Here is a 17,142-nt window from a genome sequence, read left to right as displayed (position 1 = left end):
TTACGGTTTCCCGCCTCGACCGCGGGAGCCGTTCTTGGAATGTCGTACCACGCGCCTGTCCTCGTCGTAACCGACGATGAAAGCTCACCGACCCTCGCAGCACTGACGGACGCCGGACTGAGCGCAGTGCTGGCCTCGTCGTGGCCGGAGGCTGGTGACGCGATTGGCCGGCTGCGGCCGTCGGCCGTGGTCGTCGATAGCGGCATGCCAGTGGCGGCCCTCGAGACCCTCGCCCGCCGGATCGCTCCGCTGCAACCTTACGTGCCGTTGATCGCGATTGGGACCGATGGCGGCCTGCCCGAAAACGTCATGCCGTTCAGCGCCGATCAACGCGACCTGATCCATCTTGCGCCCCGGCTGCGCGCCGCGCTGCGGGTGCGGACGCTGCACGCCACGGCGATGCGACGCCTGAGCGACCCAGGCGACCTCGCCGATCAGTCCGGCAACGATCCGCTGCAGGACGCCACCGTGCTGCTGATCGGCCGCGGCGCCGTCTATCCGTCTCTCTCGGTCGCGCTCGGCGAACGCGTCGGCGTGGTCGGCGCGCTGTCGATCGAGGCCGCCGCCAAGCATCTCAACGTCCGCGATCTCGACGGCATCGTGCTGGCCGAAGGCTTCAGCCCGCGGGTGGTCGATGCCTTTCTCACCGTGCTGTCGGAAGACACCCGTTTCCGGAATCTGCCGATCGTGGTCGGCATACCGGCGCCACATGGGAGCTTCGAGCTGCCCAATCTCGAATTTGTCGATGGCGATGCGGCACGGATCGTTGGTGCAGCATTGCCGCTGGTGCGCCAGCGCGCATTCGAAGCTCAGCTCGCTCGCACATTGGCCTCGCTCGACGCCGGCGGCCTGCTCGACCCCCGCACCGGGCTTCTTACCGAAGCCGCGTTCGAACGCGATTTCGCGACCGCCGTCTATCAGGCACAGACGCGCGGCGAAGGGCTGTCAGTCGCGCGCTTCGTCCTGCACCGCGCCGACCGAAGGGCGGTGAATGATGCCGCACGGATCATCAGCCGGCTGATGCGCAAAATGGATTTCGGCACGCTGCAGACCGACGGCTCGCTGCTGGTGGTGTTCGCCGCGACCGACCTGCGTAACGCCCAGGCGATCGCGCGACGCCTCAGCAGTGTGATCAGACAGACCGCCCACAGCGCCCGGCGCGAGGCACGGATCGATCCCGACGTCAGCGTCGCTACCCTGCTGCCGGACGAATCCGCCCGCGCGATCCTGACGCGTGTCGTTCAGCAGGACCGCCGCCGCGCGGCGTCATGAGATGCCTCGGCTATGCTTGACCACTGAGTCAAGCTCCATCGCAGCAGCGAAGCGCAGGGCAACCAAAAGCACGACTGTACGACATCACCCGCTTTGGGCCAGTCGTAGGTAGCTCCCGCGCTTCTCCAAGCGCCTCCTTTGCGATAAAATTGTTCGTCAGGCCCCAAACGAGATCAGCCCCACACAGCCGACAACAGCGGCACCTTTTCTGGTCACCTCAGGATTACGTCACTCCTTGATTGCCGATTTTGATGAAAGTGAAGACGCAATGTTCAAAAAGCAAGAATCCGACGATGCAGATTCGAGCAACAAAGAAAAGCTGCTTGTCGATATTTGGAAACAGGCCGTCGACACCCAGAAACACTTCAACGACATGTGCGTCAAATCCCGACAGCTAGGCCTGACGTTCGTGGCAGCTAGCCTTGGCGCAGCGTTGTACCTTTTCATTCGATCGCCAACGGGCGGCACTGAACAATCAGCATCGCCCCCACCCGTCTACGCGTACGCCATCGACGTTGCAGGCCACTCTGTCATCTTGCACGTGTCGCTCGCGATTATTTTCGCCGCTTACGCCGCAGTGCGCGCAGTAAGACAGCTAGACCTCGGCGTTTACCATCAAATGCTCCGTGGCGCAGTCACCTTTGGCGAGGATCTAGAGGAACGTCACATACGGCCGCTTGTTGGGCTGCAAATGGGTATGACGCAATCCATCTCGCACTTCAGTCGACACAGCGATGCCGCAGTCGAAAAGCAATCCGACCGCTCCTACAAATACCTCGGGAACAACAAGCAAAGTGCTGCGGATAAATTGACCGGATTTTACGAACTGATACAGCGCTTCCTTCTCTTTTCAGCTATCGCAATCTTCATTGCTAGCAACTTTCTGAAGGTAGCATAGGTGAAGCAAGTCGACCTCATCGTCTTCGATCTCGACAACACTCTGTATGACTGGTACTCCACATTCATACCGGCGTTTTATGAGATGGTTGATGTCGCCTGCAGACTGCTTGGTGCCAATCGCGACGCACTGCTCGACGAGCTACAAAAAGTCCATAGAACTCACCACGACGTCGAACATCCATTCAGTCTTTTGGAAACCCAGATGGCCCAAAGACTAATCGCAAAGAAGGGCTATACGCAGGCAAAAGAAATACTCGACCCTGCGTTTCATGCGTTCAACAAGGTGAGGAAGCGAAATCTATCCTTGTTTCCCAATACAATGGAGACATTGGATGAATTGAGGGCTCAAGGCGCAAAGCTGATCGCTTTTACTGACAGCAAGTACTATTCAACCCTTGGCCGCGTAGAACGAATGAAACTAACAGACAGCTTCGTCAGGATTTACTGCAGAGAACGTAGCCCCACTTCCACACAGCAATCGGACAATCTTGACGTCCAATTGATAGAGAAAGTTAGAGAACTCCCGGCACACGAAGCAAAGCCAGATCCACAAGTTATTCTGGACATCGCCAAACAAGAACGGGTGCCAATTTCCAGAATTGCTTATGTCGGCGACAGTCTCGCAAAGGACGTTCTAATGGCAAAACGTGCGGGATGTCTTGCCATCTGGGCGAAGTACGGCGCACAGGTCGACCCAGAAACCTACGCAAAGCTAATTCGCATTTCACATTGGACGTCTGGCGACATCGCACGAGAGAAGTCCTACTCCAATGCAGCAAAGGACGTTGCCCCAGACTACATTTGCGAGCATAGCATCGCCGAGATCCTCTCTTTTGTCTCTGGCCCTGAACACCGGCAAACAGTTGTTTTCCAGCGCTAGGTAAGCCATCTACGCCGCCTTGCGATTCTCGGCGAGGTCCGCGAGCTGTTTGAGGATATCGGTCGTCCCCAGCAGCCGCTCTTCCGGCGTCTCCCAGACCTGGAAGAACACCACCTTCATGTCGGGGCGCACCTTGGCGGCGTCGCCGTGGCGCTTGATGAAGAACACCAGCTTGTCCGGCTGCGCGAACGCATTGTCGCGGAAGGTGATCACCACGCCCTTCGGACCGGCATCGACCTTCTCGACATTGGCTCTTCGGCAATACGCCTTGATCGCCGCGATCTTGAATAGATAGCGCACCTCGTCCGGAAGCGGGCCGAACCGGTCGCGCAGCTCGGCGGCGAAGTTCTCGATCTCCTCGTCGGTGTCGAGATCGGCGAGCCGGCGATACAGCGACAGCCGCACCGCAAGATCGGCGACGAAGTCCTCCGGGATCAGCACCGGCATGCCGATGGTGATCTGCGGCGACCAGCGGTCGGCGACCGGCTCGTCGACGATGCCGGCCTTGAGGTTGGTGATCGCCTCCTCCAGCATCTGCTGATACAGCTCGAAGCCGACTTCCTTGATGTGGCCGGACTGCTCTTCGCCGAGCAGATTGCCGGCGCCGCGGATGTCGAGGTCGTGAGAGGCGAGCTGGAAGCCCGCGCCGAGCGTTTCCAACGATTGCAGCACCTTCAGCCGGCGCTCCGCCTGCGCGGTGATGTTGTGCTGCGGCAGCGTGAACAGCGCATAGGCGCGCAGCTTCGACCGGCCGACGCGGCCGCGGAGCTGATACAATTGCGCCAGGCCGAACATATCGGCGCGATGCACGATCAGCGTGTTGGCATTGGGAATGTCGAGACCGGATTCGACAATCGTGGTCGATAAGAGAATGTCGAACTTGCCGTCGTAGAACGCCGACATGATGTCCTCGATCACCGCCGGCGGCATCTGGCCGTGCGCGACCGCGACCTTCATCTCCGGCACGTGCTTGTCGAGGAAGTCCTTCACCTCGGCGAGATCGTCGATCCGCGGCACGACGTAGAACGCCTGACCGCCGCGATAGCGCTCGCGCAGCAGCGCCTCGCGGATCATCAACGGATCGTGCGGCGCCACGAAGGTCCGCACCGCGAGGCGATCGACCGGCGGCGACGCGATGATCGACAGATCGCGCACGCCGGTCATGGCGAGCTGCAGCGTGCGCGGAATCGGCGTCGCGCTCAGCGTCAGGACGTGCACCTCGGCGCGGAGCTGCTTCAGCTTCTCCTTGTGGGTGACGCCGAAATGCTGCTCCTCGTCGACGATGACGAGGCCGAGATCCTTGAACTTGATCGACTTGCCGAGCAGCGCGTGAGTGCCGACGACGATGTCGAGCGTGCCGTCGGCGATGCCCTTCTTGACCTGCGACAGCTCCTTGGTCGAGACCAGTCGCGAGGCTTGGCCGACATGCACCGGGAAGCCACGGAAGCGTTCGGTGAAGGTCTTGGCGTGCTGCCGCGCGAGTAGCGTGGTCGGCACCACGACCGCCACCTGCTTGCCGTCGAGCGCCACCGCGAAGGCAGCGCGTAGCGCCACCTCGGTCTTGCCGAAACCGACGTCGCCGCAGACCAGGCGGTCCATCGGCGTGCCCTTTTCCAGATCGCCGAGCGCCGCGTTGATCGCCGCGAGCTGATCCTCGGTTTCGTCGTAGGGGAAGCGCGCACAGAATTCGTCGTAAAGCTGCGGCTGGATCGGCAGCTTCGGCGCCTCGCGCAAATGCCGTTCGGCCGCGACCTTGATCAGTTCGCCGGCGATCTGCCGGATGCGGTTCTTCAGCTTGGCCTTGCGCGCCTGCCAGCCGGAGCCGCCGAGCTTGTCGAGCTCGACCGTGGTGCCGTCCGAGCCGTAACGCGACAGCAGCTCGATGTTCTCGACCGGCAGAAACAGCTTGGTTTCGTTCGCATAATGAAGCTCGACGCAGTCGTGCGGCGCGCCGCCGACCTGGAGCGTCTGCAGGCCGACGAAGCGGCCGATACCGTGCTCGACGTGTACGACGATGTCGCCGGTCGACAGGCTGGTGACTTCGGAGATGAAGTTGTCGAGCTTCTTGCTGGCCTTGCGCTGGCGCACCAAACGGTCGCCGAGCACGTCCTGCTCGGTGATCACCGCGAACGCGTCGGTCTCGAAGCCGGACTCCAGACCGACCACCGCCAGCATGGTCTCGTTGCGCGGCGTCGCCTGCACGGTACGCCAGGAGTTGACGCTGGTGAGCGCGACCAGCTTGTGGTCCTTCAGCATGCTCGCCATGCGGTCGCGCGAGCCTTCGCTCCACAGCGCGATCACCACCTTCTTGCGCACCGCCTGCAGCGCATAGACGTGCGCCACAAGCTGCTCGAACACGTTGACGTTGGCGTCCGCCCGCTCCGGCGCAAAGTTGCGGCCGGCGCGCGCGCCTGCGTCGATGACGTTGCTGGTGTCTTCCGGCAGCGCGAACGGCGTCAGCCGCGCCAGCGGCACGCCGTCCAGCCGCGCGGTCCATTCGCTGTCGGTGAGATACAGCTGATCCGGCGGCAACGGCTTGTAGATCGCGCCGGAGCCGGGTTGATCCATCGCTTCGCGGCGGGCGTCGTAGTAATCGGCGATCTGCTTGAAGCGTTCGCGCGCGGCGTCCTCGCTCTGCGGCTCGATCGCGACCGGCGTTCCCTTCAGATAATCGAACAGCGTGTCCATCCGCTCCTGGAACAGCGGCAGCCAGTGCTCCATGCCGGGATGACGGCGGCCTTCGCTGACGGCCGTATACAGTTGGTCGTCCGGATGCGGCGCGCCGAAAGCGGCGACATAGCCCATCCGGAACCGGCGGATGGTCTCGGTGACGAGCTGGAATTCCGACACCGGCACCAGGTCCAGGCCGCGCATGGTGTGCAGCGTGCGCTGGGTCTCGGCGTCGAAGGTGCGGATCGATTCGAGCTGGTCACCGAAAAAGTCGAACCGCACCGGCTGGTCGAGGCCGGCCGGAAACAGATCGAGGATGCCGCCGCGCACCGCGTATTCGCCGGCTTCGCGCACCGTGGAGGCGCGGCTGTAGCCGTTGTGTTCGAGCCAGGCGACGATCGAATCCATCGGCACGACGTTGCCGGGCGCCACCGACAGCGCCTGCGCGGCGATGATCTCGCGCACCGGCACCCGCTGCACGGCGGCGTTGACCGTCGTCAGCACGATCAGCGGCTTGTCGCTGCCGGTCAGCCGCGACAGCTTCGCCAGCGTAGTGACGCGCTGCGCCAGAATGCCGGCGTGCGGCGAGACGCGATCGTAGGGCTGGCAGTCCCAGGCCGGGAACTGCAGCACCTCGAGGTCGGGCGCGAAGAACTCCAGGCTGCGCGCAAGCTGCTGCATCCGCGGGCCGTCGCGGCAGATCACCGCCAAACTCACCGCGGGCGCCTTCGGCTTGGCCGCGACCGCGCGGGCCAGATCGGCGACGATCAGCCCCTCGGCGCCCTCGGCGACGTTGGCGAAGGTCAGCGCCTTGCCGGGGGCAAGCTGGTCCGCGGGCGACCTGCTCGGGGCCTTCATGCGGCGCCGTCCTGATGGCCGTAGGTCTTGATCCGCTCGAACAGCCCGCCCTTGAACTCGGCCGGCAGCGTGTCGCCGCCGGCGACTGCGGCGTAGAGGTCGTGATCGTTGACCTCGATCAGCCGTTCCAGCTCATCCAGTTCGGCCTCCGACAGCGTGCCGATTTCGGCGTCGGCGAATTGGCCGAGAATCAGATCCATCTCGCGTGTGCCGCGATGCCAGCAGCGGAACAGAAGCCGCTTGCGGCGGTCGTCGAGCCCGCCGCTCGACCGTGTCGTTCCCGTCATGTCGTATCCACCTCAACGCCGAAAGCCCGGACGTGCCGGGCGCGGCCGGTATAGCCGTCACAAACGCCGCTGTCAGCCCGCACGGATGCATTGCAATCGGCGGCAAATGCGGCCAACCCTGCGGGGACCGCCCATCCCACCCGCCTTGGTTCGATGCGCCCTGCACTGCTCAATCCGCTGTTCGCACTGGTCACCAGCCTGTCCGGCGTTGGACCGAAGCAGGACAAGCTGTTCCGCTACCTGCTCGACCGCGACGACACTCCGCGGCTGGCCGACCTGCTGCTGCATCTGCCGACCAGCGTGATCGACCGCCGCGCCCGGCCGAAGATTCGCGACGCTGTGCCGGGCACGGTGGTGACGCTGGAGGTCACCGTCGACCGCCACCGCGCGCCGCCGCCGGGCCGCTCGCGCGCGCCGTATCTGGTCTATGCCAGCGACGACACCGGCGACGTGGTGCTGACGTTCTTCCGCGCCAAGCCGGACTATGTGCAGAAGCTGCTGCCGGTCGGTGCCAAGCGCTACGTCTCGGGCACCGGCCAGCTCTACGACGGCACGCTGCAGATCGTGCATCCCGACCGCGTCGTCGACGAGGAAGGCTTCGCCAAGCTGCCGCAGATCGATCCGGTCTATCCGCTGACCGAGGGACTGGCGATCGGCTCGCTGCGCCGGGCGGTGGCGCAGGCGCTGACCAAACTGCCGGCGCTGCCGGAATGGATCAGCCCCGAGGTGCTGCGGCGCTGCCGGTTTCCCTCGTTCGCCGAAGCGCTGAAGCACGTCCACATCCCGGATCAGCCGACCGACGTTCTGCCGGACGGGCCGTATTGGTCGCGGCTCGCCTATGACGAACTGCTCGCCGGACAGCTCGCGCTGGCGCTGGTGCGGGCGCAGCTTCGCCGCCCTGCCGGCAGCCGCAACGCCGGCGACGGTCGGCTGCGCCACAAGATCATCGACGCACTGCCCTATGCGCTGACCGCCTCGCAGCAGCAGGCCGCCGCAGCCATCGCCGAGGATCTCACGCAGCCGGTGCGGATGCTGCGGCTGCTGCAGGGCGACGTCGGAAGCGGCAAGACCGTGGTGGCGCTGCTTGCGGCCGCGGCCGTCGCCGAGGCCGGCAAGCAGGCGGCGCTGATGGCGCCGACCGAAATCCTCGCCCGTCAGCACATCAAGACCATCGCGCCGCTGGCCGAACGCGCCGGCATGCAGGTCGCGATCCTGACCGGCCGCGAGAAAGGCAAAGAGCGTCGCGAGATTCTGACGCGGCTCGAAAGCGGCGAGATCGATTTCCTGGTCGGCACCCACGCGCTGATCCAGGACGACGTGATCTACAAATCGCTGGCGCTGGCGGTGGTCGACGAACAGCACCGCTTCGGCGTGCGCGAGCGATTGGCGCTGACCAGCAAGGGCGCCGATGTCGACGTTCTGGTGCTCAGCGCAACACCGATCCCGCGCACGCTGGTGCTGACTTACTTCGGCGACATGGACGTTTCCGAGTTGCGCGAAAAGCCCGCCGGCCGCCAGCCGATCGACACCCGCACGCTGTCCGACACGCGTCTGCCGGAAGTGATCGACGGCATCGGCCGGGCGATCGCCGCCGGCAAGCGGGTGTACTGGATCTGCCCGCTGGTCGAGGAATCCGAGAACGTCAAACTTACCGATGCCGAACAACGCTTCGAGTCGCTCCGGCAACGCTTCGGCGACCATCAGGTCGGCCTGGTGCACGGCCGGATGCGCGGCAGCGACAAGGATCACGTCATGGGCCAGTTCGCACGCGGCGAGATCAGCGTCTTGGTCGCCACCACGGTGGTCGAGGTCGGCGTCGACGTGCCCGAAGCCAGCATCATGGTGATCGAGAACGCCGAGCGGTTCGGCCTGGCGCAACTTCATCAGCTGCGCGGTCGGGTCGGCCGCGGCAGCGAAGCGTCGACGTGCTTGCTGCTGTATCGCGAGCCGCTGGGCGAGCTGTCGGCCGCACGCTTGCGCGTGATCCGCGACACCACCGACGGTTTCCGGATCGCCGAGGAAGACCTGAAACTGCGCGGCGAAGGCGACGTGCTCGGCACCCGGCAGAGCGGCCTGCCCGGCTACCGGATCGCGCGCTCCGAAGTTCACGCCCAGCTCATCACCCAGGCGCGCGACGAAGCGCTCCAGATCCTCAAGGACAATCCGAAGCTCGAAGGCCCCTCCGGCGAAGCGCTGCGCTGCCTGCTGTATCTCTACGAACGCGACGAAGCTATCCCGCTGCTCGGCGCGGGATGACGCCGCGCCCGGCGGTTCAATCGACCTTATCGGGAGCCTTGGTGACGCGGCGGCGCGAGAAGGCCGATTCCGGCTCGCCGGGCTCGCGGGCCTTCTTGGCGGCCAGCGCGGTCGCGGCCAGCGCAGCGATCTTCTTCTGCGGATCGGAGCCGGGCTGCACCACGCCCGCCGACATGATCAGCGTCGCGGCCTCCTCGGCGCTCATGTCGACCGGGATGACCTTGTTCCGCGGCACGTAGAAGAAGAAGCCGGTCGTCGGATTCGGCGCGCACGGCAGGAACACCGAGATGTGCTCGTCCTGGCTCGGAATCTTGACCGCCACTTCCTGGTTCGGCGGCAGCGAAATCAGCACGATCGACCACATGCCCGGCGACGGGAACTCGACCAGGCCAACCTTACGCAGGCTGTTGCCGTTGCCCGAGAACAGCGTCTCGAACACCTGCTTCAGGCCGCGATAGATCGCGCGCACCACCGGCATCCGCCCGAGCAGCCGCTCGCCGAGATCGACCAAACTGCGGCCGATCAGGTTGGCGGTGAGGAAGCCGAGCAAGGTCAAGGCAACGAACGCGACGACCAGACCGGAGCCGGGCACCGCGAACGGCAGATAGGTCTCCGGGCGGTAATCCGGTGGAACCAGCGGGCGCACGAAACCGTCGACCCAGTTCACGAACCACCACGTCAGATAGAAGGTGATGGCGACCGGGCCGGCAACGATCAGGCCGGTCAGGAAGTAATTACGGAGACGCCCCATCACGCCGCGCGGCGGGTCCGGCGGGAGATCACCGGTTGGGGTCGGAAGCTGGTCGGTCATCTGCAGTCCAGGTCGGTGCTACGGATGTCGCGGCCGAAGGCCCCGACGCGAGTTTCTTTTTAGCAGTCCGCCCTGGGGATAAGCGATCGATCCGACCCGGCCAGGCTCGATCACGGCACTTCGGCGTTCCGCCAACGCCGCAGATATAATGGCTCTGCCCGCCGCCAACAACCGGCCATTGTCGACAGACCGCGCGGCGCGACATCTTGCCGGATGCCGCCCGCCACCCGCGTGGCCGAAGACGCGCCCGCTGGCGCGAACGCCCTATTCCACTGTCACCGACTTCGCCAGATTGCGCGGCTGGTCGACGTCGGTGCCCATCACGACGGCCGTGTGATACGCCAGCAATTGCACCGGGATGGCATAGATCATCGGGGTGAAGGCCGCCGCCATGTCCGGCATCACGATCGTCACCATCGAATCGACGGTGGCCTCCTCCGCACCCTTGGCGTCGGTCATCAGGATGATCCGGCCGCCGCGGGCCGCCACTTCCTGCATATTGGAGACGGTCTTCTCGAACACCCTGTCATAGGGCGCGATCACCACCACCGGCATCTTCTCGTCGATCAGCGCGATCGGGCCGTGCTTGAGCTCGCCGGCTGCGTAGCCCTCGGCATGGATGTAGGAGATTTCCTTCAGCTTGAGCGCGCCTTCGAGAGCCAGCGGGTACGACGTCCCGCGGCCGAGATAAAGCACGTCCTGCGCCTTGGCGATATCGCGCGCCAGCCGCTCGATCTGCGGTTCGTGCGTCAGCGCCGCCGCCATCAGCCGCGGCAGCTCGATCAGGCCATGCACCAGCTTGGCCTCGTCGGCATCGGTCAGGGTGCCGCGCGCGCGCCCAGCCGCAATCGCCAGCGCCGCCAGCGCCGTGAGCTGACAGGTGAATGCCTTGGTCGAAGCGACCCCGATCTCGGGACCGGCCAAGGTCGGCATCACCACCTCGCTTTCGCGAGCGATCGTCGAGGTCGGCACGTTGACCACTGACAGCGTGTGCAGCCCCTGCTCCTTGGCGTAGCGCAGAGCCGCCAGCGTGTCGGCGGTCTCGCCCGATTGCGAGATGAAGATCGCCAGATCGCCGCTGCGCAGCGGCGCCTCGCGATAGCGGAATTCCGAGGCAATATCGATCTCGACCGGCAGCCGCGCGAAGCGTTCGAACCAGTATTTGGCAACGTAACCGGCGTAGTTCGCGGTCCCGCAGGCTGTGATCGAGAGCTGCTGGACGTTCTTGAAGTCGAACGGCAGCTTCATCGGCAACGCAATCCGCTCGCTCGCCATGTCGAGATAGCGCGCCAGCGTGTGGCCGACGACTTCCGGCTGCTCGTGAATCTCCTTGGCCATGAAGTGGCGATAGTTCGCCTTGTCGACCACGAACGACGACGCGCCCGACTTCATCACGTCGCGCTTGACGACGTCACCCTTGGTATCGCGGACTTCGGCGCTGGTGTGGGTCAGTACCACCCAGTCACCGTCGTCGAGATAGCTGATGTCGTCGGTGAGCGGCGCCAGCGCGATCGCATCCGAGCCGAGATACATCTCGCCGTCGCCATAGCCGATCGCCAGCGGCGAGCCCTTGCGGGCCCCGATCATCAGATCGTCGTGGCCCTTGAACACGAACGCCAGCGCGAACGCGCCGCGCAACCGCGGCAGCGCCGCCTTCACCGCATCCGCCGGCGACAGGCCCTTGGTCAGGAACGAATTGACCAGATGCGCTACGACTTCGGTATCGGTTTCGCTGGCGAAGGTGGCACCTCCACCCTCGAGCTCATCGCGCAATTCGCGGAAATTCTCGATGATGCCGTTGTGCACGACCGCGACGCCGGACGCCGCGTGCGGATGCGCATTGGCCTCGTTCGGCTTGCCATGGGTCGCCCACCGAGTGTGGCCGATCCCGACGTGGCCGGCGAGCGGTTGCCGCTTCAGCACTGCCTCGAGGTTCTTCAATTTGCCTTCGGCACGGCGGCGTACCAGCTCACCGCCTTCCAGCGTTGCCACGCCGGCTGAATCATAGCCGCGGTACTCGAGCCGCTTCAGCGAATCGACCAGTTGCTCGGCAACCGGTCCACGTCCCAAAATTCCGATGATGCCGCACATGCGGTTCGATGATCCCCACTCGCCGGACCACCTGCCGACGCTACAGACTTCTAGCGGCTTATGCGAAAGCCTTGGTAGTCAACAATTATTGCGATTTGAGACAAGGTTAAACCAAACCGGCCGCGTCAATGCGCCTTCGGCTTGCGATGGCGCGACTTGGCGTCCCGGAAGCGCTTGGCCCAGCCGTCCTTGAGCCGCTGATCATTGCGCTCGACCGCTAGCGCGTCATCCGGCACGTCCTTGGTGATCACCGAACCCGAGCCGACATAGGCGCCGGCGCCGATCTTCACCGGCGCGACCAGCGACGAATTCGACCCGATGAACGCGCCCGCCCCGATCTCGGTCTTGTGCTTGTCGAAGCCGTCGTAATTGCAGGTGATCGTGCCGGCGCCGATATTCGCGGCCGCGCCGATATGGGCGTCACCGATATAGGTCAGGTGATTGACCTTGGCGCCGGCGTCGATCAGTGCGGCTTTGGTCTCGACGAAATTGCCGATCTTGGCGCCATCGCCGAGCGATGTGCCCGGCCGCAGACGCGCATACGGGCCGACCTGCGCCTTCGAGCCGATCTTCGCCTCGGCAAGGTGCGAGAATGAATGGATCACCGCGCCATCGCCGATCGAGACACCGGGGCCGATCACCACGAACGGTTCGATCACCACGTCCTTGCCGAACTTGGTATCGGCAGCGAGGTAGACGGTCTCCGGTGCGATCAACGTCACGCCCGATGCCATCGCCGCCTGACGCAACCGCGTCTGCATCACGGTCTCGGCTTCGGCGAGCTGCGCCTTGGTATTGATGCCGCGGACCTCGTCCTCGCCGGTCTCGATCACGCTGGCGCCCAAGCCGAGCTCGCGAACGATCCCGACCGCATCGGTGAGATAGTATTCGCCCTTGGCATTGGCGTTGCCGATCTTGTCGAGCACCTGAAGCGCGATCTTGCCGTCGATCGCCATCACGCCGGCATTGCAAAGCTTGATCTTCAGTTCGTCTGCGCTGGCGTCTGCCTGCTCACGGATCGCCGTTAGCTTACCGTCCTCGACCACCAGCCGTCCGTAGCCAGTCGGATCGGCGGCGCGGAAACCGAGCACCACCAGCGACGAGCCGCTGCGCAGTGGCTCGCGCAGCCGGGCGAACGTCTCCGCCGAGATCAGCGGGGTGTCGCCGAACGCGATCAGCAGATCGTCGGCGCCTTGGGCGATCGCTTCACGCGCCGCCAGCACCGCATGCGCGGTGCCGAGCCGCTCCGCCTGAATGTAGATCGCAGCGTCGGCCCGTACCCGCTTGGCTTCGTCGCCAACCGCCTGATGATCAGGACCGATCACCACCGCCAGCCGATCTTGCCCCCCGTGCGGCGCCGCGCTCAGCACATGGGCGAGCAGCGAACGGCCGGCGACCGGGTTCAGCACCTTCGGCAGCGAAGATCGCATCCGCGTCCCCTCACCCGCTGCAAGTACGATCGTCAGGCTGGTTCTGGCAGTCATTCCAAGATCCGTCATTTGCTGGTGCGGCCGTCATAGAGCGTTTTGCGGCGAAGTGGAAACGGCTTTCCCGGCACCGCAACCATCGCGGCCCACCTGAAAACTGCAATTCCCTGATACTGTTGGTGATCTGATTCGCGTTGCGCGCCCAAGGCTTTGAGACCATCCGATGGCCAGAAAAACCGACGATCTGGCAGACAGCTTCGCGACCGAGGAGACCGGCGGTTGGCTGACGCGCCTGCTCGCGGACGAGGAAGAGCTTGGCGCTCAGGAAAAGTGGCGGCTCGGCTCGTGGGCAGCAGCCTCGCTCGGCGCGGTCGTGATCGCCGTCATGGCAGTCCAGAACGTCACCGACAGGCGCCGCGAGCACACCGCAGCAGCGGAGGTCGCCCAGCAGTCGCAGATGATTCAGCGCCTCGCCAAGGAGACCCAGACGGCGAACAGCCGGCTGACGGCAGCCATCGATACGCTGAACACCGACCGAGACCGGCTTTACGCGCGGATCGGAACTCTCGAGCAGGGTCTGGATTCGGTCACCGGCTCGATCGCACATGTGCAGACCGCGAAAGGTAATCCGCCAGCAGCCACGACCGCCAGTCCGATGGATCGGTGGGGACCTGCCGCATCCTTGCCCGAGATCCCCGCCAAGCAGACGGCGCCCGCCCCACCGGCCGGAGCACCGGCCGAGACCAAGCCGGACGTCGCTGCCTCTCCTGCCAAGAAATGGGGAGCAATCGAACCACCTGCTGCTGCGGCCTCCGCGCAGCTGTCGCCAGTCGCGGTCGCGCCTGTCTCCGCCAAGCAGGCGTCGATTCCGAATGCGGCTCAAGCGTTGCTCGCGGCACCACAGGACGCGAAAAAGGAACCTGACGACAAGCACGTAGCCCAAGACTCTCAAGAGAACTCTCGGCCCGATAGGCACCGGCTGGAGCCCGCACCGCCGCAGCGTCCCTCGGCACAGACGGCGGCTGCGATGATCTCGACGACGCCGCTGATCCCGTCACGATCGATTCTGGCACCGCCCGATCCCGGCGCTGCAAAGCTGCTGGAGACCAAGGCGCCGGCAACCGAGGAAACCGCCCCTGCCCCTGAAGCGGTCCAGGAAACCCCGGCCTCCCGTACCGAGTTCGGCGTCGACCTCGGTTCGGCCAACACGGTCGAGGGGTTGCGTGGTCTGTGGCGCAAGCTGTCGAAGACCCACAAGGCGCTCAACGGCCTGCAGCCGATCATCATGATCAAGGAAAATGGCAACGCCACCCAGTTGCGGCTGGTCGCGGGCCCGATCGCCGATGCCGCCGCGGCCGCAAAAGTCTGCGCGGCACTCGGCAGTGCGGACCGGGCCTGCGAAACCTCGGTGTACGATGGCCAAAGGCTGCCGATGGCCGCACCGGCCAGCGCACCTCAGCCGGCCCCCAAGCGTTCGACGCGCCGGCACCGGGAGCGCGTCACATTGCAGTCGGAACCGCCGCCCGCTCCGGCGCCGCCGCAGGAGACACCGCCGCCGCCACAGCCATCCCCCCTGTCATCGATCCTCGGCATCCGCTAAAAGCCGGAGCGGTCAGCATTCACGGCCGCCGCATCAGCTTGTTCGCCCTCCCGAAGCGCAGCATATTCACGCCATGAAGAAGAAGCCGTTCCGCCTCACCCCGTATCAGGTGCAATTCCTGCTGATCGTCGGCTTTGCCACGGTCGGGTATGCCCTGTACTTGCGCTATCTCGCGATCGAGCTGTCGACGGTTGCGCTGGCCTGCGACGCCGGCCTGCGGTCGATGCTGTGCAAGTCCCGGATGCTGATGACGTATCTGTTCCAGAACTCGGTGTTCGGCATCGCCGCGCTGGTGATCGCGGCGCTGCATTTCATCAGGCCGTCGATCGTGCTGCTGACCGGCGGGCTGATCTGCGCCGGCTTCGGCATTGTTCTCTACAATATCGCGCTGTCGGGTATCGCGATCGGGCTGCTTATTTTGGGATTTGCGCGACCCGCGCCCGCCACAGCGTGAGCGCCAGCATCGCATAGACCGCGCAGGTCCACAGCGACTGCCAGTTCTTCGGTCCCTCGTTGAACACGGTGTAGAGCGTGCAGGCAACGAGCAGCCCGGCAAACGACGCTTCGGCGATCGGCCGGGCTCCCTGCTGCGGACGGTTCACCAGCATCAGCAGGAACAACGGCACCACCGCCATCGTCAGCGCCGCGAATGGGAAATCGCGATAGCGCGGATCGAAGGTGAAGCCGAGCGCGGTCTCCGCGCTGATCAGCACGGTCACCACCGCCGCCAGGCCGAGCGCCCAGGTTGCCAGCGACCGCGAACGGTCCTCCCGCGGCCCGAACAGATCGAGGAAGGTCGGGATCGGACGCCCCGACATCAATGCGTGGGCGGCGAGGATCGGCGTCAAAATGCCGCTTGCGAGCAGCAGGCTCCATTGCGCCCAGCGCCCGACGCCGTAGCTCTCGACCAACAGCTTGTCGACGGCCACACCGAGCAGGATGCCTGCCACCGTGGCCGAGGTCCCGACCGCCAGCCACGCCACCAGACGCGGCGACCAGGGCCGCCTGCGCAAGGTCAGAATCGCCGTCAGGAACACCACGATGCTTAGCGCCATTCCGGCAGCAGCGGCGATCTTCCAGTGCGGGAAGTTGCTGATCGGCTCGCCGGCCGGGTACTTCAACGCGCGGCTGTCGGCGTCGATCAGGCCCCAATAACCGCCGACCGTGCCTTCGAGGTTGCGCTTCCACGGTTGATCGTAGGCTTCGATCAGATTGACCCGGAAATGCTCCCGCTTGGCCAGGGTCAGGATCTCCGACACGACCCGGGCCTGGTTGGTGCGCGACGGCAGCGCGCCTTCGCGCATCCGTCCGGCACTCGGCCAACCGGTCTCGCCGATCAGGATCTCCTTGCCGGGGAACGCCACCGCGACCTGCTTGCGGATCGCATCGACGTGGTTCGCGGCGTAGCGGGCGCGGACGGGGATATCCTCCCAGTACGGCAGAATGTGAATCGTGACGAAATCGACTGCGTCGTAGATCTCGCGATTCCGCAGCCAGTATTCCCAGACGTCCGCATAGGTGACCGGCACTTTGGCTTGTGCCTTCACCAGCCGGATCGTCGCAGCCAGATCCGCCGTCGTCATCTCGCCGCGCAGCAGCACTTCATTGCCGACCACCAAACCGGTGATCGTGTCCGGATAGGCCTTGGTAAGGCCAACCGCGGTGGCAATCTGCGCCAGGTTCTTCGAGCGATCGTTGGACAGCCAGATTCCCTGAAGCACCTTCAGCCCGACCTTGGCGGCGAGCGGCGGGAGCTGGTCGAGGCCGTTATCGATCGAATAGGTCCGGACGCAGTTCGAAATCTTGGCGAGTTGCGCCATGTCCTGCGCAATCTGCTCGGCGTCGATATGGGTGGTCGGGTCGAGCGGCGTCTGCGTGCCGCGGAACGGCGCGTAGGACACGCATTCCAGTTTCGACCCGGCTTCGATCGGCGCGCGTTCGAGCGTGATCGGTGTGGCGATCCACCACCATACACCGAAGATCATGGCCAACGAGATCGGGATCAACAGCAGCGGCGTGCGCAAGGATTTGGATTCCGTCCGTTGAAAATAGGGTCCCGTCGATTAGCCGCTCGCGATCGATCTGCCAAG

General features: G+C 64.8%; 12 protein-coding genes. 6 read left to right on the top strand and 6 right to left on the bottom strand.

Annotated features, from left to right (window positions below; all coding sequences use genetic code 11):
- Positions 1 to 39: 39 nt before the first annotated feature.
- The 3 genes from DNX69_RS01700 to DNX69_RS01690 all read left to right on the top strand — a co-directional run bounded on the left by DNX69_RS01700 (position 40) and on the right by DNX69_RS01690 (position 3,052).
- The gene (locus DNX69_RS01700) at positions 40 to 1,272 is read left to right on the top strand and encodes a GGDEF domain-containing protein (RefSeq protein WP_110784294.1); all 1,233 of its coding nucleotides are present in this window, start codon (positions 40 to 42) and stop codon (positions 1,270 to 1,272) included.
- 235 nt (positions 1,273 to 1,507) lie between these two features.
- Positions 1,508 to 2,170 carry a hypothetical protein gene (locus tag DNX69_RS01695; protein WP_133255960.1) on the top strand — a complete coding sequence of 221 codons (663 nt, stop codon included), beginning with the start codon at positions 1,508 to 1,510 and terminating at the stop codon, positions 2,168 to 2,170.
- Positions 2,171 to 3,052, top strand: coding sequence for an HAD family hydrolase (locus DNX69_RS01690; RefSeq protein ID WP_110784292.1), 882 nt, complete (start codon positions 2,171 to 2,173; stop codon positions 3,050 to 3,052). It abuts the gene before it with no gap.
- A 9-nt stretch (positions 3,053 to 3,061) separates the two neighbouring features.
- Here DNX69_RS01690 and mfd read toward each other — a convergent pair whose 3' ends face one another.
- Both mfd and DNX69_RS01680 read right to left on the bottom strand, forming a co-directional pair.
- On the bottom strand, positions 3,062 to 6,580 hold the full coding sequence (gene mfd / locus DNX69_RS01685; RefSeq protein ID WP_110784291.1) for a transcription-repair coupling factor: 3,519 nt from the start codon (positions 6,578 to 6,580) through the stop codon (positions 3,062 to 3,064).
- Positions 6,577 to 6,867, bottom strand: a complete 291-nt coding sequence (locus DNX69_RS01680; protein ID WP_110784290.1) for a succinate dehydrogenase assembly factor 2 — start codon at positions 6,865 to 6,867, stop codon at positions 6,577 to 6,579. Before DNX69_RS01680 ends, mfd begins: the two co-directional genes overlap by 4 nt.
- Before the next feature lie 153 nt (positions 6,868 to 7,020).
- On the opposite strand from DNX69_RS01680, the gene recG reads away from it, so the two are divergent.
- On the top strand, positions 7,021 to 9,123 hold the full coding sequence (recG, locus tag DNX69_RS01675) for an ATP-dependent DNA helicase RecG (protein WP_110784289.1): 2,103 nt from the start codon (positions 7,021 to 7,023) through the stop codon (positions 9,121 to 9,123).
- A 16-nt stretch (positions 9,124 to 9,139) separates the two neighbouring features.
- Here recG and DNX69_RS01670 read toward each other — a convergent pair whose 3' ends face one another.
- From DNX69_RS01670 to glmU, 3 genes are all read right to left on the bottom strand, one after another.
- Positions 9,140 to 9,934 carry a DUF502 domain-containing protein gene (locus tag DNX69_RS01670; protein WP_110784288.1) on the bottom strand — a complete coding sequence of 265 codons (795 nt, stop codon included), beginning with the start codon at positions 9,932 to 9,934 and terminating at the stop codon, positions 9,140 to 9,142.
- Positions 9,935 to 10,198: 264 nt separating this feature from the next.
- Positions 10,199 to 12,025 carry a glutamine--fructose-6-phosphate transaminase (isomerizing) gene (glmS, locus tag DNX69_RS01665; RefSeq protein ID WP_110784287.1) on the bottom strand — a complete coding sequence of 609 codons (1,827 nt, stop codon included), beginning with the start codon at positions 12,023 to 12,025 and terminating at the stop codon, positions 10,199 to 10,201.
- A 125-nt stretch (positions 12,026 to 12,150) separates the two neighbouring features.
- Positions 12,151 to 13,509 (bottom strand): bifunctional UDP-N-acetylglucosamine diphosphorylase/glucosamine-1-phosphate N-acetyltransferase GlmU, encoded by a 1,359-nt coding sequence (gene glmU, locus DNX69_RS01660; protein ID WP_110784286.1) that lies wholly within the window; start codon positions 13,507 to 13,509, stop codon positions 12,151 to 12,153.
- A gap of 166 nt (positions 13,510 to 13,675) precedes the next feature.
- On the opposite strand from glmU, the gene DNX69_RS01655 reads away from it, so the two are divergent.
- On the top strand, positions 13,676 to 15,052 hold the full coding sequence (locus DNX69_RS01655) for an SPOR domain-containing protein (protein WP_110784285.1): 1,377 nt from the start codon (positions 13,676 to 13,678) through the stop codon (positions 15,050 to 15,052).
- A gap of 73 nt (positions 15,053 to 15,125) precedes the next feature.
- Positions 15,126 to 15,506 carry a hypothetical protein gene (locus DNX69_RS01650; protein ID WP_110784284.1) on the top strand — a complete coding sequence of 127 codons (381 nt, stop codon included), beginning with the start codon at positions 15,126 to 15,128 and terminating at the stop codon, positions 15,504 to 15,506.
- Here DNX69_RS01650 and DNX69_RS01645 read toward each other — a convergent pair.
- Complete coding sequence (locus tag DNX69_RS01645) at positions 15,466 to 17,037, bottom strand: beta-(1-6) glucans synthase (RefSeq protein WP_234826817.1); 1,572 nt, start codon at positions 17,035 to 17,037, stop codon at positions 15,466 to 15,468. The genes DNX69_RS01650 and DNX69_RS01645 overlap by 41 nt on opposite strands.
- Between the last annotated feature and the right edge of the window lie 105 nt (positions 17,038 to 17,142).

It is taken from the genome of Rhodopseudomonas palustris (assembly GCF_003226555.1).
Lineage (GTDB): Bacteria > Pseudomonadota > Alphaproteobacteria > Rhizobiales > Xanthobacteraceae > Rhodopseudomonas > Rhodopseudomonas palustris_I.
Note: the sequence above shows the minus strand (reverse complement) of the source record. Positions and strands in the feature narration are given on the sequence as shown.